Source organism: Myxococcales bacterium (assembly GCA_016712525.1).
Lineage (GTDB): Bacteria > Myxococcota_A > Polyangia > Polyangiales > Polyangiaceae > JAAFHV01.
The window spans coordinates 1,139,173-1,158,595 of record JADJQX010000008.1; the positions used below are offsets into that span (position 1 = coordinate 1,139,173).

Here is a 19,423-nt window from a genome sequence, read left to right on the forward strand (position 1 = left end):
CGGAGCACCGGGCCCCGTTCACGCGACCCGGGCCGAGAGGCTCGCGCGGAGGAACGCGTCCACGCCGCGCGCCACGCGACGACCATCCGCGATGGCCCACACGACGAGCGACTGCCCTCGGGACACGTCGCCCGCGGCGAAGAACCCGGTCCGTGACGTGCGCCCCTGCGCGTCGCTCTGGGCGTTGCCGCGGGCATCCTTGGCGACGCCGAGCGCGTCGAGGAGGGCGGGCTCGGGCCCCGTGAAGCCCATCGCGAGGAACACGCGCTCGGCCGGGATCTCGAGGTCGCTCCCGGCCTCGGCGACGAGGCTCCCTCCGCGGAGCGCGACGCGCTCGACGAGCAAGGCGCGAACGTTGCCCGCCTCGTCACCCAGGAAGGCCTTGGTGCGGACGCCGAAGTCCCTCGCGCAACCCTCTTCGTGCGACGACGAGGTGCGCAATACGAGCGGCCACTCGGGCCAGGGGTTCTCGCGTGCGCGGACGAGCGGTGGCTTGGGCATGAGCTCGAGCTGCACGACGGCCGACGCCCCCTGACGGTTCGACGTGCCGACGCAGTCGGACCCCGTGTCGCCTCCGCCGATGACCACGACCGACTTGCCCGCCGTCGAGATGAGGTCGGGCACGGCGTCGCCCGCGACCACGCGGTTCTGGCGCTCGAGAAAATCCATGGCGAAGTGCACGCCGTGGAGCCCTCGGCCCGGAATGTCGAGATCGCGCGGCACGCGCGCGCCCATGGCGAGCACGACCGCGTCGAAGGGGGCGAGCAGGGCTTCGTGCGTCGATGGCTCGACCGCGACGCCCGTCCGAAACACGACGCCCTCGGCCTCGAGCTGCCGAGCGCGACGATCGAGGATCTCCTTCTCGAGCTTGAAGTCGGGGATTCCGTACCGGAGGAGCCCACCGATACGGTCGTCGCGTTCGAGCACGGTCACGTCGTGGCCGCGGCGCGCGAGCTCTTGGGCGCACGCGAGGCCCGCCGGGCCCGAGCCGATCACCGCGACCGATTTGCCCGTGCGCACCGGCGCGACCACGGGCTCGAGGTGCTCCATCGCGTGGTGCGCGAGGTTCCGCTCGATGTCCTTGATGGTGACCGGCGCGTTCGTGAGGTTCAGCACGCACGAGGCTTCGCAGGGCGCAGGGCACACCCGCCCCGTGACCTCGGGGAAGTTGTTCGTGCCGTAGAGGACACGCACGCCTTCGTCGAGCTTCCCCCGGTAGACGAGATCGTTGAACTCCGGGATGACGTTCCCGAGCGGGCACCCCTCGTGGCAGAACGGAATGCCGCAGTCCATGCACCGCGAAGCCTGCTTGCGGAGCGCCTCGGGCCCGGGCTCCACCACGAACTCGTGGTAGTGCCGCGTGCGCTCGGCGGCGGGCGCGTCGACCGCCTTTTCGCGCGGGACCTCGAGAAATCCACGGGGATCAGCCACGGGCCACCTCCTCGAGGTTGCGCCGCGAGGGGGAGTCGCCTTGGGCCTTCTTCTTCTCGAGGATGCGCTTGTACTCGGTGGGCATGACCTTCACGAACCTGGACGCCATGCCGAAGAACCCCTCGAGCACGGCCTTCGCCTTCGCGCTGTCCGTGCGCTCGACGTGGCGCTCGAGGAGAGCTCGCACCCGCGCGCGATCTTCTTCGGTGAGCGTCTCGAGCTCGATCATCTGCATATTGCACATTTCCCGAAACCGCCCGTCCTCGTCGAGCACGTACGCGAGACCGCCGCTCATGCCCGCGCCGAAGTTTCGCCCGCAGGTACCGAGCACGAGCACGGTGCCGCCGGTCATGTACTCGCACCCGTGATCACCCACGCCCTCGACCACCGCCGTCGCGCCGCTGTTGCGCACCGCGAAGCGCTCGCCCGCGCGGCCCGCGAAATACGCCTCCCCGGACGTCGCACCGTAGAGCACCGTGTTGCCGACGATGACGTTGTCGCTCGCGACGAACGGGCTCTCGGCGGGCGGCGCGACCGCGATGACACCCCCCGACAGGCCCTTGCCCACGTAGTCGTTCGCGTCCCCCACGAGGGAGAGCGTGAGGCCGCTCGGGGCGAACGCGCCGAAGCTCTGACCCGCCGTGCCGTGCGCCGCGACGACGACGGTGTCCCGCGGGAGGCCGTCTTTCCCATGTCGCCGCGAGATTTCGCCCCCGAGCATCGCGCCCACGGTGCGGTCGGCGTTCTTGATGCGCGTCTGGATGAGCACCGGCTCGGAGCGCGTGAGGGCACGCTCGGCACGCGAGAGGAGCCTCACGTCGAGCACGTTCGAGAGCCCGTGGTCTTGCGCCTCCGTGTGGCGGAGGCCCTGCCCCTCGGCGCGAGGGGAGAGCACCCGCGAGAAGTCGAGCGTCCTCGCCTTCGGGTGCGACGTCTCGCGGACGGTGAGGAGCTCTTTCCGGCCGACGATCTCGTCGAACGTGCGCGCGCCGAGGCTCGCCAAGATCTCGCGGACCTCCTCGGCGACGTAGAAGAAGTAGCGCACGACGTGCTCGGGCGTGCCCTGGAAGCGCGCGCGCAGCACGGGATCCTGCGTGGCGACCCCCACCGGGCACGTGTTGAGGTGGCACTTGCGCATCATGATGCAGCCCGAGGCGACGAGCGGCGCGGTCGCGAACCCGAGCTCCTCGGCGCCGAGCAGCCCCGCCATGACCACGTCGCGGCCCGTCTTCATTTGCCCGTCGGCCTGAAGGACGACCCGCGAGCGGAGGCCGTTCATCACGAGCACCTCTTGAGCCTCGGCGAGACCGATTTCCCAAGGAGTTCCGGCGTGTTGAATCGACGAGAGCGGGCTCGCTCCCGTGCCCCCGTCGTGCCCCGCGATGAGGATCGAGTCGGCGTGGGCCTTGGCGACGCCGGCCGCGACCGTGCCTACCCCCGACTCGCTCACGAGCTTCACGCTGATGCGCGCGCGCGGGTTCACGTTCTTGAGATCGAAGATGAGCTGCGCGAGATCCTCGATCGAGTAGATGTCGTGGTGCGGCGGCGGCGAGATGAGCGTCACCCCAGGGGTCGAGTGGCGCACGCGCGCGATGACCGCGTCGACCTTGTGGCCGGGGAGCTGCCCACCTTCGCCGGGCTTGGCGCCCTGGGCCATCTTGATCTGAATCTCGTCGGCGTTCACGAGGTAGTGGCTCGTGACGCCGAAGCGCCCCGAGGCCACCTGCTTTATCGCGCTCCGTTTGAGATCGCCGTTCGCCTCGGGCAAAAAGCGCGCTTCGTCTTCGCCACCTTCGCCCGTGTTGCTCTTCCCGCCGATGCGGTTCATGGCCACGGCGAGCGTCTCGTGGGCCTCCTTCGAGATGCTCCCGAACGACATCGCGCCCGTCGAGAACCGCCGCACGATCGACGCCGCGGGCTCGACCTCGTCGATAGGAATAGGCGCATCGGACCGCTTGAAATCCCAAAGGTGTCGAAGCGTTACGGGCGCCTCGGGATGGTTTATCGCGTCCCTGTAGGCGGCGTACGAGTGGGCGTCGTCGAGGCGCACGGCGCGCTGGAGGCTCGCGACCGAGGTGGGCGTCCAGAGGTGACGCTCGCCGCCCTTGCGGAACGCGTACACCCCACCCACGTCGAGGTCCGCGAACGAGTCGTGCCCCGCGGCGAGCGGCGCGGGGCCGGCCGAGGCGCGATGACGGGCGAGCACCTCTTCGCCGATCTCGGAGAGGCCGATGCCCGAGACCGGGCTCTTCGTGTGCACGAGCCAGCGGTCGCACACCTCGCGGGACACGCCGAGGGCCTCGAAGATCTGCGCGCCTTGGTACGACGCGATCGTCGAGATCCCCATCTTCGAGAGGACCTTGTAGAGCCCCTTCTCGTACGCCTTCACGAGGTTCTTCTGGGCCTTGTCGGCCGGGAGGGCGACCTCGTTCGTGGCGGAGAGCTCGCGGACGACCTCGAAGGCGAGGTACGGGCACACGGCGCCCGCGCCGTACCCGACCAGCAACGCGACGTCGGCCACCTCGCGTGCGTCGCCCGTCTCGACGACGATGCCCACCTTCGCGCGCTTGCCCTCGCGGACGAGGTGGTGGTGCACGGCGGCCGTGGCGAGCAGCGCGGGCACCGGGGCCGTATTCGCGTCGGCGCCGACGTCGCTCACGACGAGCAGCGCGAACCCCTCGTCGACCGCCCGGCTCGCCTCGGCCTCGAGACGCCAGAGCGCCTCTTCGAGCGCGGCGCCCGGGTCACCGTCGGCGGAGAAGAGCGCGGAGAGCCGCTTGGCGCGAAAGTCGGCGTAAGGGTTCTCGAGGATTTTTCGGAGCTCGTACGGGGTGAGGATCGGGTGAGGGAGCTCGAGGAGACGGCACTGGTTCGGCGTGTCGGAGAGCAGGTTGCCCTCCCCCCCGAGCGACGTCACGAGCGACATCACGAGGTCTTCGCGGATCGGGTCGATGGGCGGGTTCGTGACCTGCGCGAACTGCTGCCTGAAATACCGGAAGAAGGACACCGGTCGCTCGCTCAGCACGGCGAGGGCCCCGTCGTTCCCCATGCTGCCGACGGGCTCCTCGCCCTTCTCCGCCATGGGCGCGAGGAGCACGCGGACGTCCTCCCGCGTGAAGCCGAAGACCCGAAGGAGGCGGTCGCGCTCGGCGGGCGCGAGGGGCGTCGGCGCGTCCACGTCCGGCAGCCGCGAGAGCTCCAACTTGTGCTCGGAGAGCCACTCGGCGTACGGGTGACGAGTGCACACCTCACGCTTTATCTCGTCGTCGGGGACGATGCGCCGCTCCTTGAGATCGACGAGGAACATGTGCCCCGGGCGGAGGCGCCCCTTCTCGACCACGTCGGCGTCGTCGATGTCGGCCACGCCGAGCTCGCTCGCCAGGACCACGAGGCCCTGCTTCGTGACGACGTATTTGGCGGGGCGGAGCCCGTTGCGATCGAGCATGGCGCCGATGCGGACACCGTCGGTGAAGACGAGCGCGGCGGGGCCGTCCCACGGCTCGACGAGCGAGGCGTGGTACTCGTAGAAGGCCCGCTTCTCGGGCGCCATCCGGGCGTCCTTCGTGTAGGCCTCGGGCACGAGCATCATCATCACGTGCGGGATCGAGCGCCCGCTCGCGACGAGGAAATCGACCACGTTGTCGAGCGAAGCCGAGTCGCTCCCGCCCTCGCGGATGATGGGCTTGAAGTCGTCGAGGTGCTCGCCGAACGTGTCCGACGCGAGCAGCGCTTCCCGCGCGCGCATCCAGCTCTGGTTGCCGCGGAGCGTGTTGATCTCGCCGTTGTGGGCGATGCGGCGGTACGGGTGCGCGCGCTCCCACGTGGGGAAGGTGTTCGTGCTGAAGCGCGAGTGCACGAGGGCGAAGCGGCTCGCGGTCTCTCCCTCGGCGAGGTCCTCGTAGAACGCCCCGAGGAGCTCGGGCAGCATGAGGCCCTTGTAGACGATGGTGCGCGACGAGAAGCTCGGCACGTAGACGTCGTCCCCGAAGCCGCCCTTCGAGCACATTTTGCCGGCGCGCTTCCGGATGAGGAAGAGCACCTCTTCGAACACGTGCGACTCGCACATGCGGGCGACGAAGAGCTGACGCATGACGGGCATCGAGCCCTGCGCGAGCGGACCGAGCTTCGACTCGTCGACGGGCACGTCGCGCCAGCCGATGACCTTCTGGTTGTGGTACCGCACCACCGCCTCGAACGTGCGCATCTGGGCGCGGCGGCGATCGGCGTCTCGCGAGAGGAAGATCTGAGCGACGCCGTAGTCGCCCGGGAGAGGGAGCTCCTTGCCTTCGCGCGAGAGCTCGCGATCGAAGTGCGCGTGGGGCACGTCGAGCATGATGCCGGCGCCGTCGCCCGTGAGCGGATCGGCCCCCGAGGCCCCGCGGTGCGCGAGGCGCGCGAGCACGAGGAGGCCGCGCTCGACCACGTCGTGGTTCGCGCGACGCCCGAGGTCGGCGACGAACCCGAGGCCGCACGCGTCGTGCTCGTCCCGCGGGTCATAGAGGCCAAGACGCTCTTTTTGTGGCATTTTCACTCGCTATACACGCCTTTAACGCGCCGTGCCAGAAGGGCCGCCAATAGTAACTCTTTAATGAGTTACGCATACCTCAGAGCTCGGGGCCGCGCAAACCCCCGTCCGAGCGCGGGCGGGCACGGCGAGAGAACTTCGGATACGTTCGCTGGCGAATGTCCGAGCTCAAAGAGAAGGCCCTCGTCGCCGCCGGCGCCGTCGGGATCGCGGCCGTCGTCGTGTGGGCGCTGTCGAAGAAGGACGCCCCTCCGCCCGACGTCGCGCCGCTCTCGCTCGATGCGTCCCCCGCGGCCGTCGCCCCCGTCGAGGCGTCCGTAGCCGATGCCGCGCGTGACGCCTCACAGGACCGCGCGAAGTCGACCTTCGATCCTCTGCCACACGAGCACGAGGTGGCGATCGAGCTCGGCATCGTAGCGCCCAAGGTACAGGCCGAGAAGCTCGCGGCGCTCGCGCAGGCGACGCCGGACAAATGGCCCCTCTCGAGCGCCGACTGCGGGGGCGACTGCGCCAAGGTTCGGCAGTTCTTGGCCGACACGAAGGCCACGGTCGAGACGATGGCCGCGGCCGACTGGATCTTGCCCCCGCGCGAGACCATGCCGACCGTCGCGCGGACGGTTCCCGAGGGCGAGCGCGCGTCGCTCTACGAGGCCAAGCAGGTCCTCGTGGTGCACGTGCAGGGAGAAGACGGGCCCGATCACATGCCGCTGCGCGCGAGCTTCGGCCTCACGGCGGCCCCCGCGCGCGAGCTCCGCGGCTACGTCCACGACGAGGCGACGCATAGGATCGACACGGCGCAGTCCTTCGCCGAGCGCCTCCCGAAGGTGCCGGTCGGTACGCCCTTCTTCGTGCCGGAGTCGCTCTTGGTCGAGCTCCACCCGCTCGACGAAGACGACCTCGCCGGTCCGTACCGCCTGCTCACGCTGGGAATGTCCCGCTACGGCATGCCCGATCTCGAGATGCGCGGGTTCCACGAGAGCGACGGAGGGCGCCTCGCGGCCGTCGTGAACGCGGTCGCGAGCAAGCTCGCGCGCGGGGAGCGTGGCCCCGAGGTCACGGTGTCGTTGGCCGACGTCGCCGCGGTGGCCCGAAAGAAGCCGGAGGAGCTCACCCGCGCGCCGGAGAAGGCCAAAGAAGCCAAGGTGCGGCTCTCGCTCTCGGAGCGCATGGCGGCCGACCCCGACAACGACGTGTACCGCATCGAGGCCCCGGGCGAGGGCGACGAGGACGCGCACGCGGCGCTCCTCGCGACCCTCTACGGCGAGGCTCGCGTGCTCGGCCGTGGCTCGAGCGATCCGGCGTTGCTCGCGGCCGAGGCGCGCGCCAAGAAGCTCGCCCCCGCGGCCGCCGAGAAGCACAAAAAGTCGGGCGGGAAGCTCTCGCTCCGGGTCCCGTTCGCGGTCCCCGGCGAGAAGGGGAAGACCGAGGTCATGTGGATGACCGTCGACTCGTGCGACGCCCAGGGGGTGTGCAAGGGCAAGCTCGCGAGCCGCCCCGTGTTCATCCGCACGCTCACCGCCGGGGCCGAGGTGTCGGGCAAGCTCGCCGAGGTGTCGGACTACCTGCTCGAGCTCCCCGACGGGAACAAAGAGGGCGGCGAGACGATCCCGATCGTGGAGCGCGGCGGGCGCTGAAGGAGCGCCTCACGCGGCCTCGGCCTCGGACCGCGCCTCCGCGAAGAGCGCCTTGGCCGACGCCCAGAGGGTGTCCTCGAAGGACGGGCGAAGGAGCGCGAAGTGACCGATGCGCTTCTTGCGTACGTCCTTCGGGTCGATGTGGAGGTGCTCGACCGACGCACGCGAATACGCCTTGCGGAGCGCCGAAACGGCTCGCTTCGGCGCGTACGGGTCGTCCGAGAACGAATAGAGCTTCATGCGCCCCTCGAACGAGAAGTAGCGCGATTGGTCGGCCTTCGCGTCGACGAAACGCCCGAAGTAGCGAGGATCCCTGCCCCAGCTCGCCCACTCGAGCGCCACCCCACGGGGGACGTCCTCGCCGCGGCCCAGCGCGCCCATCGGGAGGTACCCGAAGGTGCCGGTGAGGCCCGGCACGAGCACGTGCCAAATCGCCGCCATCGCGGCCCGGCCCGGCCCGCCCCAGTGGCCGAAGTACCCGCTCTGGCTCGCGAAGAGGGCCGCCGCGCGCACGCGCCCCGGAGGCACGAGGCCGAAGAGCTGACCGCCGACGCTGTGCCCGATGAAGAAGAGCGGGAGCTCCGGAAACCTCGCGTCGGCGTGCGCGAGCACGGCCGCGAGATCGCGCTCGCCCCACTCGTGCAGCTTGGCCCGAACGCGCCGGACGGAGCCCTCGAGCGAGTCCCCCACGCCGCGGTAGTCGAACGTGAGGACGTGATACCCGGAGCGCGCGAACGACGACGCGAGCTTCTGGTACCGGTTCGCGCGGACGGCCATCGCGCCGGCCACGACCACGACCCCGATCGGGGTGGCCGTCGTGGCGAACGTGAGCGTCGCACCGAGGGGCACGCCGTCGCTCGCGGCGAGCCGCACGGGCGTCGAGCGGGGGCGCTCCTGGGGGCCAAGGTTCTCGTCTTCCCACCGGCGATCCAGCATGTCGGGCCTCGTTCTTTTGGTCTTCGGCACCACGTGCCATGTCTCCACCGGAGACATCTGAGATGGACCTTGTGGTCCGACCAGCCCTTGGTCAAGGGTGACGGGTCGATTTTGTCTCCAGTGGAGACATCGGTGTCTCCGGTGGAGACATAAGTGTCCCCACGGGTGACATAGTGCGACACCGGCGACCGCGAGGTCCGCTCAGCGCTTCTTGGCGAGCCCCGAGAGCAAATCGCCGAGGAGGCGCTCGGTGAGCTCGCCGACGAGGGCCGGCCGCACCTTCACTCGCCGCGTGAGGACGAGCGTGGACAGCCCGTGCGTGGCCGCCCAGAGCGCCAACGTGGTGTCGAGCGGGTCGACCTTCCGGAGCTTGCCCCGCGCGATGCCCTGCTCGATCTCGTGCCGGACGAGATCGAGGTTCTTGCCGATGGCGGCCTCGAGGGCGGGGAAGCGATCCTCGATGTTCAGGCGCGGGCCCGCCATGACGCGGTAGGCCCCTCGGTTCTGCGAGGCGAACTCGACGTAGGCGCGCGCGATGGCCATGAGCCGGCGAGAGCTCGCACCCTCGGGCTCCCGAGCGAGCGCGGCCTCGATGCGCGACGAGAGCTCGACGAACCCCTCTTCGGCGACGGCGGCGAGCAGGGCCGATTTGTCCTCGAAATGGCGGTACGCGGCGCGATGATTCACTCCGGCCCGGCGGGCGGCCTCGCGGAGGGTGAAGGACTCGGCGCCGCTCTCCTCCACGATCGCCTTCGTGGCCACGATGAGAGCGCGACGGAGATCTCCGTGGTGGTAGGCGCGAGGCTCGGTCTTCGGGGGCCGCGTGGTCACGCGAAGGCCTCCGCGATCGCAGGGTGCTCGGCGACCCGCGCGAGGGCGCGCACGAGCAGCTCTTTGCCCGGGGAGGTGCGGTGCCACGTGGACGCGCCGCTCGGGTGGGGCAACGGGACGACGTCGCAGGGGACGCCGTGGTAGCGCCCCTCGAGCTTGTGCCCGACGACCTCGGCGAGCTTCCGCTCTTCGCCGAGCACCTGCGCGATCGCGAGCCCCCCGACGGGCAGCACGAGCTTCGGGCGCAAGATGTCGACCTCTCCCGCGAGGAAACGCGCGCACGCCGAGATCTCGGCGCGGTCGGGCTTTCGGTCCCCACCGCCCTTGGCTTTCCCGGGGAAACAGCGCGCGACCGCGGCGAAATAGATGCGCTCCCTCACGCGCGCCTCACCATCGCCGAGCGCGTCTTCGAACCAGCGGAAGAGCGTCTTCCCGGCGGTCCACGCGAACGGCCGACCGAAGCTTCCCTCCCGAGGCCCAGGCGCTTGACCGAGCAAGAAGACGGGAGACATCACGGGCGCGCCGTGCACCACGGGGCCCACCATGTTCGGGCAGGCTTTGCACCCGTCGAGCTCGGCGTGGAGCGCGATCAGGCGATCTTTCGGCCGTACCATCGTCGGCTCGCGAGCCTAGTCGACCCCGGAGGGCGAAAGAAGCTTTCCCGTTCGTGACTTTTGCATGCGCCGCGACGGAGGCTACGCTCTCGCCATGAGCTACGGCGGGCCCCCTCCTCAGAACCCCTACACCCCTCCCCCCTATGGCGGCTACGGCGGCCCCACGCCGCCCGGTGGCCAAGGGCCGTACGGCGCTGGTCCCACGGCCCCGTTCGGGCAAGGGGGCTTCACGCCTCCGCCGCAGCAGAGCTTCTTCGCGCGGCACCCGTTCTTGGCGATCCGCCTCGGGATCGCCGCTGTCGTCATCCCGATCGCGATCGGCGTGGGTGTGTTCGCGGCCTACCAGGGCTCGAAGAACAAGGTCTTGCTCGACTGCGGGCCCACGGCGGCCCACGTCTTCGTCGACGGCAAGGACGTGGCCGAGGTCGCGGCGGGGTCCCACAAGGTGGTCGAGGTGCCCTCGGGCTCGCACACGATCGAAGCGAAAGACGCCTCCGGCAAGACGCTCGAGAAGGCCACGATGAACGTCTCGTCGAGCCATTTTCGCGGCATTTTCCGCTTCGGGAAGGCGAAGCCCATCGTGCTCGTCTCCGAGATCTACGGGCACGCCCCCGACCCGATCGTGAAGGCCACGCCCATCATCAAAGAGATCCCCGATGGCGCCTTCTCGGTGCCCGGCAGCGAGGCCGACCTCGACACGCTCGACACGGCGTTCGTCGACTCGATCCAAATGGGGCAGCACGAGCAGTACCGGATCGTGTGGAAGCTTTGCCACGAGAACCGCGGAAAACGCGGGCCGGCGAGGGTCGCCTGCGCCCACGCGCCCATCCCCGACGACGACTGAGCGCTCCCCCGCGAGGACCCGTCCCGAAGGTGCCCGGGGCGGGCCCGTTGGCGCCCCGCGAGGCCACTTTTCCTGCTAGAAGCCGCGGTGGCCATGTACTTCCAAGACCTCGTCCTCGCTCTCCAAGACTTCTGGGTGAAGCGCGGCTGCATGATCGTGCAGCCCTACAACTCGGAGGTCGGCGCCGGCACGTACAACCCGCACACGTTCCTCCGCGCGATCGGGCCGGAGCCCTACGCGGTGGCCTACGTCGAGCCCTCGCGCCGTCCGACCGACGGCCGCTACGGCGACAACCCGAACCGCCTCCAGCAGTTCCACCAGTTCCAAGTCATCTTGAAGCCGGCCCCGATCGACATTCAAGATCAGTACGTCGAGTCGCTGGTAGCGCTCGGGACGAAGGCCCTCGACCACGACGTGCGCTTCGTCGAGGACGACTGGGAGTCACCGACGCTCGGCGCCTGGGGCCTCGGCTGGCAGGTGTGGCTCGACGGCCAGGAAATCAGCCAGTTTACGTACTTTCAGCAGATCGGCGGGCTCGACTGCAAACCCGTCTGCGGCGAGCTCACCTACGGGCTCGAGCGCATCTGCATGTACCTCCAAGACGTCGACTCGATCTACGACGCCATGTACGCGCCGGGCATCTCCTACGGCGAGCTCATGAAGCGCAGCGAGTGGGAGTGGAGCACGTACAACTTCGAAGAGGCCGACACGCAGGCGCACTTCGCCGCGTTCGACACCTACGAAAAAGAGGCCAAGCGCCTGCTCGCGCGCTCGGACGATCCGCTGAAGAAGCTCGTGCTCCCGGCCTACGACTTCGTCGCGAAGGCGGCCCACCAGTTCAACGTGCTCGACGCGCGTGGAGCCATCGGCGTGACCGAGCGCGCGCGCTTCATCGGCCGCGTGCGTGGCCTCGCGAAGGCCGTCGCCGAGGCGTACTACGCGCAGCGCGAGGCCATGGGGTTCCCTCTGCTGAAGGGCGAGAGCGCGAAGGCCGCCGAGTAGGCGCCGCACGCACCTCGCCCTACGTACACGCGTTCATTTCGCGGCAGGAAAGGGCTTCCACACGACCGTGTCGCTCCCCTCGGTGAGCTCGAGGAGGGCGTTCGCGCGGAGGCCCTTCGTGAACGACTGCGTGGTCTTCTGCCCGTTCGGCCAGCGCACGACGATCTCGTCGATGGTGCACGCCGCGCCGAGACCGAAGGTGAGCGTCGTGTCGTTCTGGAGGCCGAAGTGCCCGAAGCCTCCGGAGACCTCTTGCACCGACGTGCCCGCCGAGGTCCTCACCGTGACGCGCGCGCCGATACCAGCGCGGTTGCTCTTGCCCGCGCCACCGCCGACGAGCCTTATTTTCACGAGGTTCCGTGTGTGGCCGATCTCGTTTCGGTACACCTTCACGAAGCCCTTCTCGGGGCACTTCTTGTCGCCGCTGCATCGCGCCGTGCTCGTCGCGACGACGAGGTCGAGATCGCCGTCGCCGTCGAGGTCGGCGGCCGACACTCCGACCGCGTGGTAGTGGTCGATGCCGACCGAGCGCGCGACCTCGCGGAAGGTTCCGTTCGCCTCTTGGTGGAAGAGGAGGCCGTACGTCTCGGGGTAGTCGGACGAGCCCACGAAGACGTCGTTCTTGCCGTCGCCGTCGTAGTCGAACGCCGACGCGACGATGTCTCCCTCGTTCCAGTCCGAGATCGTGTGCTCGCGCGCAAGGCCGCTCTCCGCGTTCGGGATCCGGGAAAACACGCCTTTTCCGTCGTTCTTGAGGAGCTGCGACGCGTCGGACGACTCACCGATGTGCCAGTGTTTGATCTCGGCGTTGAAGGCGTCGAGATCACCGTCGCCGTCGAGGTCGGCGCACACCGTGGTGAACGTGTTGCCGGCGTTGCGCGCGGGCGCGTCGTCGAACCCGGGCGTCCAGGAGGAGTTGTCGCACCCGACGCGCGGGGCCTTCACGGTGGAGGGGCACGTGCCGGGGTTCTTCTGGCAGTAGCAGCGATAGAACTCGTTGTCCTCGTAGCGCGTCTCGGCGTCGGCCGCGAAAGGCGTCCCTTGGCCGATCTCTTCGAACGTGCCGTCGCCGCGGTTTCGCCAGAGCTCGTTCCACTGGCGGCCGTAGGCGCTCACCATCACGTCCGCGTCGCCGTCGCCGTCGATGTCGCACGAGGTCACACCGTACGTCGCGCGGCGGGTCTTTCCTGCGAGGAAGGCCTCGCGATCGGGCCCGCCGGCCTGGAAGCGCTCGCGGAGGACGCCGCTCTCCTGCGCCACGTTCGTGAACGTGCCGTCGCCCTGGCCCTTGTAGAGGAAGTTGCCGGCGCCCTGCACTCCGGACGCGTAGAACGTGCCCGCGAACACGTCGAGCCGGCCGTCGCCGTCGGCGTCGAGGAAGGTGGCCGAGGTCGTGGGGAGGCGTTCGGCCGACACGTCGCTCTCGGGAGCGAAGGTGAAGTGGCCCTTGCCGTCGTTGAGGCGCACCTCGCTGCGGTCGTTCTTGGCGGCGGCCTCTTCCTTCCCGTCGAGGTAGGTGCCCTCGAACGCGTCGAGATCACCGTCGTTGTCGACGTCCCCGAAGACGGTGAGGTGCGCGAGCCTGCCCGTGCCCGAGCCCTCGCGCGAGTCCGTGAGACCGCTCTTTCCCGTCTCGTCGACGAGCTTGCCCCCGCGGTTCATGAAGACCTTCACGAGCCCCTCGCGCTTGCCGCCGAAGTCGTGGATGACGAGATCGGGCAGACCGTCACCGTCGAGATCGGCCGTCGTCACACGCCCGCCCGTCACCCCCGCGAGGCCCATCTCGGCGGTCGCGTCGACGAAGTGGCCCCCCGCAGGCAGAGGAGGCGGCACCTTGCAGACGGCGGGCGGCTCCACCGCGCCCGAGGGCTCGACGGTGGACGCACATCCGGCGACGAAGGCCGGCGCGAGCGAAAGAACGGGCACCAGCACGACCAAGGCAGACCGACGGACACGGGCACGGCGAGACATGGGCCTACCGTAGCGCGGAGGGAGCCCCGCGCCCTCGATTGGTGCTTTCGTAACGCCCGCGAGACGGTACTCTGAGCCCATGGACCATCGAAATCTCCCGCAGTTCCGGAATGTTACGTGCGCGCTCGTGGCCCTCGCGGCGCTCGCGACGCTCGCTTCGGCGGCGGGCTGTGGGGCCTCCGGGCCGCCGTCGAAGTTCCCGGCGCGGGCCGAGGGGTGCGAGGTGACCACGTACGCGGACGCGCCCAAGGGGCAGACCGAGAACATCGGTGGCGTGACGGCCGTGTGCACCGAGACCCTGTCCGACGAGGAGTGCCTGCGCCAGCTCAAGGACGAGGTCTGCAAGCTCGGAGGCGACGTCGCCTGGGGCGTGCCCGCGAAGCCCACGCTCGAGGGCGGAAAGAAGCGCCTCTCGGCGCGCGCGGCCCACACGATCGAAGGAAAGAAGAAGTAGCCCCCTCTTAGGTCGTCGGCGCGGAGGGAGCCTCGGGCAAGGGTGCGTCGAGCCAGCGCCAGAGCTCGTCGAAAGCCTCTCGGGACGCCGAGGCGGACTCGGCGAGCTCGAACGGCCGGACACGCGTGCCTCCGAGATCGACGGCGAGCCCTCTCCCGACCTCGTGAACGAAGCGCCCTCCGCGCTCTTCGACGAGCGCCATCGCGACGACGGACCCGAGCGATACGCCCAGCACGACCGGAGCGAGCGCATGCCACGTCGGGCCGTTCACCTGGAGAAGCTCGGGCTCGGCCACCCCCACGAGGCGGTACGGCCCCTCCGCGAAGAGGCACCGCATGGCGCCCTTCGCCGCCTCTCCCCATCCGCCACCGATGGAGAGCGCCGCGTACGCGCGGTGGGTCTCCGAGGCGGTCTCGAACACACGCTTGCCCCGAATGTGTGGCACGTCGGCCCAAGCGCAGCGCTCTAGACTCGGGCCGAGGGCCTCTTCGAGGCACGCCCAGGGCGCATGCGGGTCGGCCAAGAGATCGAGCGCGGAACGTGTATCTTCCACGGGATCGTCGCCGGCGACGCCCTCGGCGAACCTCACGCGCTCCTCGGGCGAGGGGTGCGTGTCGTAAGGGTCGGCCTGCCGCCCGCGGACCTTGTGCGCGATCTCTTCGTGGGTCGCACGCGCGAAGGCGTCGTACCCTTCCCAGAAGGCGTTCGGCCAGAACCCGGCGTGCGCGAGGGGCGCGATCTCGCGATCGAGGAACGCGTTCAACGTGACGATGTCGACGCCGATCCGGGCCAGCAAGCGAACGTGCGGGGTCCGCCCCGCGAGGCGAATCGCCACTCGGTCGGCCTCGAGCTCTTGCCGGCGCGCGACCCCGAGGGAGACGCGGAGCGAGAGCTTGGCGTACGCGGTGAGGGCCGCCGTGAGCACGGCGCGCGCGGCCTCGACGCCGTAGAGGTGGTCCGTCCCGCCCTGTTCGAGGAGCACGATCGATCGCACGAGGACCGTGTGGGCGCGGCGCACGAGCGGGCCGAGCGCCGTGTCGCCCGCGACGAAGTGACCGAGCTCGTGGGCGATCGTCGCGACGAGCTCCGACCGGTTGGACTTCCGCAGGATCAAGTAGCCGAGGGCGAGCACGCGCCTGCGCCCGAAGCCGAAGGTTCCGCCGACCTCGGTGACGAAGGCGTTCGCGTTGGGGATGAGACGGATCTCGTCCGGCGGGCGCGTGCCGACCTCGCGGGCGACGTCCGCGACGAGGGAGAAGAGCGCGGGCTCGGCGGCGGGGTCGAGGACGATCCCGGGGAGGTCGCCGTCCTGCTTTCCACGCTCGAAGAGGACACGCCCGGCCGTCCATAGGCTGAGGACCGCGAGCGCGCCGAGCATGACGAGCGCGATGGTCGGGCCGTGCCAGCGGACCACCACCACGATGAGCACGACCGAGCCTGCTGCCACCACGAGCGACAGCGCGTAGTACCCCGCGACCATCGCCAGGGCCAGGAGGGCCCGCGCGAGGAACCTCACCCACCTCAAGAAGCGAGACATTCGCTCAGAATACCCGGCCACGCTGCTCGAGAGTAGGCCTTTGCCGTGCCGTCGCGGTCAACGCTCGAGGCACCCGAGGATCGCCTCGGTCGTCGTGGCCGAGAGGGCGCATCGGACCTGGCGCACCTCGAGCTCGCTCGAGCACGCGAGGGCGTCGGGGTCGTCTTTGGCGGAGAGCACCACCTTGCGGACCTCGGGGGAGGCCGGGTCGAGCCCGCTCTCCTTCGCCGACACCTCGGCGAAATGGCGCACGAGGGCGTCGCAGTCGGCCGGCGTCGCCCGCGCCTTGCACCCGAGCGAAGCTACGAGCCCCGCGATCACGATCGCGAAGGGCTCCCTCAACGAAAACACTCGTCGAGCTCCTTCACCGACTGCGCGGCCTTCACGCAGCCTAGCTTCTTGTCGGTGATGCGCCGGCCGACACACGCCTTCAGCATGGGGTCCATCTCGGCGCGCACGCGGGCCTTCTCCTTCTCGACGTCCCCCGGGGGGGCCGACATGGCCTTGATTTGGAGCTCGACGTTGCGATCGACCACGAGCTGGCACTCGGCCTCGGTCGCGGGGTGCCCGCACGCGGTGGCCAAGAAGGCGAGAGGCAGCGCCGCGGCCCGAACGAGGCGCAGCGCGGCGTGGGAGGGCGGGAGCGCACGGAGGTCTTGGGATTCGAGGGTCATGGGGAGCATCGTCGGGTCCGGCGCGGGCACGCCCGTTCACCCCGGCTTCTTAGGAGAAATGCGCGCGACGCGCGACCCGGCGCGTAACGGCCTTCACGCGTCGCGTCCAACGTGGGGCGGAATCTCTCGATATTCATCAAAAATCGCACGTAGGCCGCTGGCGGAAAGATACGTGAATGCTACACATGTAGGAATGCTCCGAACCGCGAGCCCCGAGGAGTACCTGCAGAAAGCGATGGCGGCGAAGTCCGCTCGCTCTCGGGGTCTCTTCGCTCGTCGGGGCCTCGCGTCGCGGTCGCGCCTCGACAAGACCACCCACGCCATGTTGCTCCGCCAGCTCTACCTCGCCCACTTCGAGGCCGAGCGGTTCGAAGAGGCGCTGGACGTGGCGAAACAGGCCCTCACCCTCGAGGTGCTATCGGACGTGATCGCCCAAGACGCGGCGCGCGCCGCCTCGCTCGCGGGCCACTCGGACGAGGCCCTCCAGCACCTCCGCGCCGCGGCTCGAAAGGGGCCCGCGTCGCGTCGCGCCTTCCACCACTGGACGCTCGGGAGCATGCTCTACCTGCTCGGCCGCCACGCGGAGGCCGAGCGGGCGCTCGAACGGGCCGCCCGCTGGGGGACGAACGAAAAACCTCTCTTCCGTGGGCACCTCGCGCTCGTGCGCCTCGCACAGAGACTCCCGGTCCCCGACCTCGACGCCATCGTCCAAGAGCTATCCGAGGCCCCGTGCGGGCAAGGGTACGGGCGCTTCGTGCTCGGTCAGCTCGCCTACGCCTCGAACGACTGGGAGACCGCGCGAGCCTACCTCTCGGCCTTCGTGCGGCGGAGCGAGTCGGGCCGCGCGAGCCTCGCCTTGGCCCTCCGGGGGGAGCTCACGATGGCCCGTTCGACGCTCGCGAAGATGGCCGCGAACTAAATCGGCGGTCATGATCTTCGATCAAGACCGCTGATTTAGGCTGACCTGTCATCGGGGGACGCTGTCCTCCGCCGCCGCCGTTCGCGCAAAGCCCGCCGATTTGGAGCGGCCGTCGCGATCCTCGGCGCTGCGTTTCGTGCACGGACATCCTGTGCATCCTGCACCTTCGCAGGGGCTCGTCCGTGATCTATGCAGTCTACATGCATAGGGGTGCGCGGCCCTCCCTCACCTGACGCGAGCGGTGGATCCTACGGATCCCAGGAGGTCGGAACGCCCAGCCCGCATGTCCCGCGGCCCGACGACACGCGACGAGGTGGACGTGCGAAACACCTATTTTTCTCGAGCGGCGCGCGAACGTCTTACATCTCCCGACGTTCTCTCCTCGTAGGCGCACGCGCCGCGTGTCGTGCCATCGCTCGCAGCACGAACTTTGCGTGAGACTCTTCGTTGCCGCGCGCCACGTTTGCTATCGTTTCGGAAGTGATGCACCGAAGGAGGCCAGACCCCGTGAATCGCCGTTATCCCGTGAGGCTCGTCATGGTCGCCACGTTGATCGCGCTCTTCCTCCTGCCGAGCCTCGCGCTCGCGGCGGACGGGTCCGACACGTCGGCGTTCGAGCGCTACGCCTCGCAAAGCCCCATCGTCGCCGCGGGCATGTCGTTCGCCTTCGGTTTCATCAGCGCGCTCACGCCGTGCGTCTTCCCCATGGTGCCCATCACGGTGGCCATCTTCGGCGCGACCGAGTCGCAGTCGCGTCTGCGCGGCGCAGCGCTGTCGGCCACGTTCGTGCTCGGCATCGCGTGCCTCTTCACGCCGCTCGGCATCGGCGCGGCGCTCTCGGGCAAGCTCATGGGCTCGGCCCTGTCGAACCCGTGGGTCGTCGGCGTGCTCGCCCTCGTCTTCCTCGCGCTCGCGTCGTCCATGTTCGGCGCGTTCGAGATGGCCCTCCCCTCGAGCATGAACAACCGACTCTCGAGCGTCGGTGGCGTCGGCTTCCGGGGCGCGTTCGTGCTCGGCCTCGTCATGGGCCTCGTCGCCGCGCCCTGCACCGGCCCGTTCATGACGGGCATGGTCACCTGGATCGCCACGACCAAGAACGTCGCGCTCGGCGCGATCTGCATGTTCTCGTTCGCGCTCGGCCTCGGCATCCTCTTCTTCATCGCCGGCACGTTCGCGGTGAACATGCCGAAGGGTGGCGCGTGGATGATGGGCATCAAGTGGGCGAGCGGCGTCGGCCTCGCCTACATGGCCTTCGCCTACATCCGGGACTCGAACCCGGCCATCGCCAAGAAGATCATCATGCCGTCGACCATCTTCGGCGTCGGCGTCGGCGTGCTCTTCTTGATCGGCATCGCGCTCGGCACGGTGCACGTGCTCGCCGAGCGACGCAAGTCGCCCATCGCGCACCTGTCGAAGCCGATGAAGCTCGCGTCGATCGTGCCGGCCGTCGCGGGCGCGTTCCTCTTCATCTCGTGGCTGAACGCCCCCAAGGAGATCGCGGTCGACCCGAACGCGCCCAAGATCGCTTGGGCCCAGAAGGAAGACGCCGAGAAGGTCATCGCGCAGGCGGCGACCGACAAAAAGCCCGTGCTCGTGGACTTCGGCGCCACGTGGTGCAAGGCCTGCATGGAGCTCGAGGAGCAGACCTTCCCCGACGCGCGCGTCCGGAGCGAGGCCTCGCGCTACTCCACCGTGCACGTCGACGCGACCGACGACGAGGACGAGACCGTGAAGAAGCTCTCGGCCAAGTACAAGATCGTCGGGCTCCCCGTGCTCATCCTCATCGACAGCACCGGCAAGGAGGTCACGCGCTTCAACGAGTTCGTGCCCCCCGAGAAGTTCGTCGAGGCCCTCAAGAAGGTGCAGTGACGGGCGTCCGTTCGCGCTGAACGTCGCGTCGATGCGGGCGGACCTCTCGGGGTTCGCCCGTGTTCGTTTCGGGCCGCCTTCGCACGGGCATCCTGTGCCACGAGGGCGGATCCGCGCGCCATGCCCCCCGCAGCGCGCCCTACGACAAACCCATGAAACAACATGCGATTTTAGCTTCGGCA

Annotated in this window: 15 protein-coding genes; 6 read left to right on the forward strand and 9 right to left on the reverse strand. The window is 69.4% G+C overall.

Translation table 11 applies throughout. From position 1 onward, the window contains the following. Window positions 1-18: 18 nt before the first annotated feature. Window positions 19-1,431, reverse strand: a complete 1,413-nt coding sequence (locus tag IPK71_34435; GenBank protein MBK8218856.1) for a glutamate synthase subunit beta — start codon at window positions 1,429-1,431, stop codon at window positions 19-21. Then, complete coding sequence (gltB, locus tag IPK71_34440; GenBank protein ID MBK8218857.1) at window positions 1,424-5,956, reverse strand: glutamate synthase large subunit; 4,533 nt, start codon at window positions 5,954-5,956, stop codon at window positions 1,424-1,426. Before gltB ends, IPK71_34435 begins: the two co-directional genes overlap by 8 nt. A gap of 158 nt (window positions 5,957-6,114) precedes the next feature. Between gltB and IPK71_34445 the strand changes: the two genes are divergently transcribed. After that, window positions 6,115-7,590 (forward strand): DUF2314 domain-containing protein, encoded by a 1,476-nt coding sequence (locus IPK71_34445; GenBank protein ID MBK8218858.1) that lies wholly within the window; start codon window positions 6,115-6,117, stop codon window positions 7,588-7,590. 9 nt (window positions 7,591-7,599) lie between these two features. On the opposite strand, the gene IPK71_34450 is transcribed toward IPK71_34445, so the two are convergent. The 3 genes from IPK71_34450 to IPK71_34460 all read right to left on the reverse strand — a co-directional run bounded on the left by IPK71_34450 (window position 7,600) and on the right by IPK71_34460 (window position 9,971). Continuing rightward, complete coding sequence (locus tag IPK71_34450; protein ID MBK8218859.1) at window positions 7,600-8,526, reverse strand: alpha/beta fold hydrolase; 927 nt, start codon at window positions 8,524-8,526, stop codon at window positions 7,600-7,602. A gap of 201 nt (window positions 8,527-8,727) precedes the next feature. Beyond that, entirely contained in the window at window positions 8,728-9,357 is a 630-nt protein-coding gene (locus IPK71_34455) for a TetR/AcrR family transcriptional regulator (protein MBK8218860.1), read from the reverse strand. Further along, window positions 9,354-9,971, reverse strand: coding sequence for a uracil-DNA glycosylase (locus IPK71_34460; GenBank protein MBK8218861.1), 618 nt, complete (start codon window positions 9,969-9,971; stop codon window positions 9,354-9,356). The genes IPK71_34455 and IPK71_34460 overlap by 4 nt, the downstream gene beginning before the upstream one ends. Before the next feature lie 94 nt (window positions 9,972-10,065). Between IPK71_34460 and IPK71_34465 the strand changes: the two genes are divergently transcribed. Together IPK71_34465 and glyQ are read left to right on the forward strand one after the other, a co-directional pair. Beyond that, window positions 10,066-10,815, forward strand: coding sequence for a hypothetical protein (locus IPK71_34465; protein ID MBK8218862.1), 750 nt, complete (start codon window positions 10,066-10,068; stop codon window positions 10,813-10,815). Window positions 10,816-10,908: 93 nt separating this feature from the next. Then, window positions 10,909-11,817, forward strand: coding sequence for a glycine--tRNA ligase subunit alpha (gene glyQ, locus IPK71_34470; GenBank protein MBK8218863.1), 909 nt, complete (start codon window positions 10,909-10,911; stop codon window positions 11,815-11,817). 33 nt (window positions 11,818-11,850) lie between these two features. Here the strand turns inward: glyQ and IPK71_34475 are convergent, their stop codons facing one another. Then, window positions 11,851-13,788, reverse strand: coding sequence for a CRTAC1 family protein (locus IPK71_34475; GenBank protein ID MBK8218864.1), 1,938 nt, complete (start codon window positions 13,786-13,788; stop codon window positions 11,851-11,853). Between the two features lie 79 nt (window positions 13,789-13,867). On the opposite strand from IPK71_34475, the gene IPK71_34480 reads away from it, so the two are divergent. Further along, entirely contained in the window at window positions 13,868-14,242 is a 375-nt protein-coding gene (locus tag IPK71_34480; GenBank protein ID MBK8218865.1) for a hypothetical protein, read from the forward strand. A 7-nt stretch (window positions 14,243-14,249) separates the two neighbouring features. On the opposite strand, the gene IPK71_34485 is transcribed toward IPK71_34480, so the two are convergent. From IPK71_34485 to IPK71_34495, 3 genes are read right to left on the reverse strand one after another with little or no spacing between them, the layout of a single operon-like run. Continuing rightward, window positions 14,250-15,779, reverse strand: coding sequence for a M48 family metalloprotease (locus tag IPK71_34485; protein MBK8218866.1), 1,530 nt, complete (start codon window positions 15,777-15,779; stop codon window positions 14,250-14,252). Between the two features lie 57 nt (window positions 15,780-15,836). Beyond that, window positions 15,837-16,130, reverse strand: a complete 294-nt coding sequence (locus tag IPK71_34490; GenBank protein MBK8218867.1) for a hypothetical protein — start codon at window positions 16,128-16,130, stop codon at window positions 15,837-15,839. After that, on the reverse strand, window positions 16,118-16,453 hold the full coding sequence (locus IPK71_34495) for a hypothetical protein (protein MBK8218868.1): 336 nt from the start codon (window positions 16,451-16,453) through the stop codon (window positions 16,118-16,120). Before IPK71_34495 ends, IPK71_34490 begins: the two co-directional genes overlap by 13 nt. 235 nt (window positions 16,454-16,688) lie before the next feature. Between IPK71_34495 and IPK71_34500 the strand changes: the two genes are divergently transcribed. Both IPK71_34500 and IPK71_34505 read left to right on the forward strand, forming a co-directional pair. Beyond that, window positions 16,689-17,372: a tetratricopeptide repeat protein gene (locus tag IPK71_34500; protein MBK8218869.1), complete on the forward strand. Its 684-nt coding sequence runs from the start codon at window positions 16,689-16,691 to the stop codon at window positions 17,370-17,372. A gap of 507 nt (window positions 17,373-17,879) precedes the next feature. Then, complete coding sequence (locus IPK71_34505) at window positions 17,880-19,241, forward strand: thioredoxin fold domain-containing protein (protein MBK8218870.1); 1,362 nt, start codon at window positions 17,880-17,882, stop codon at window positions 19,239-19,241. Window positions 19,242-19,423 lie beyond the last annotated feature (182 nt).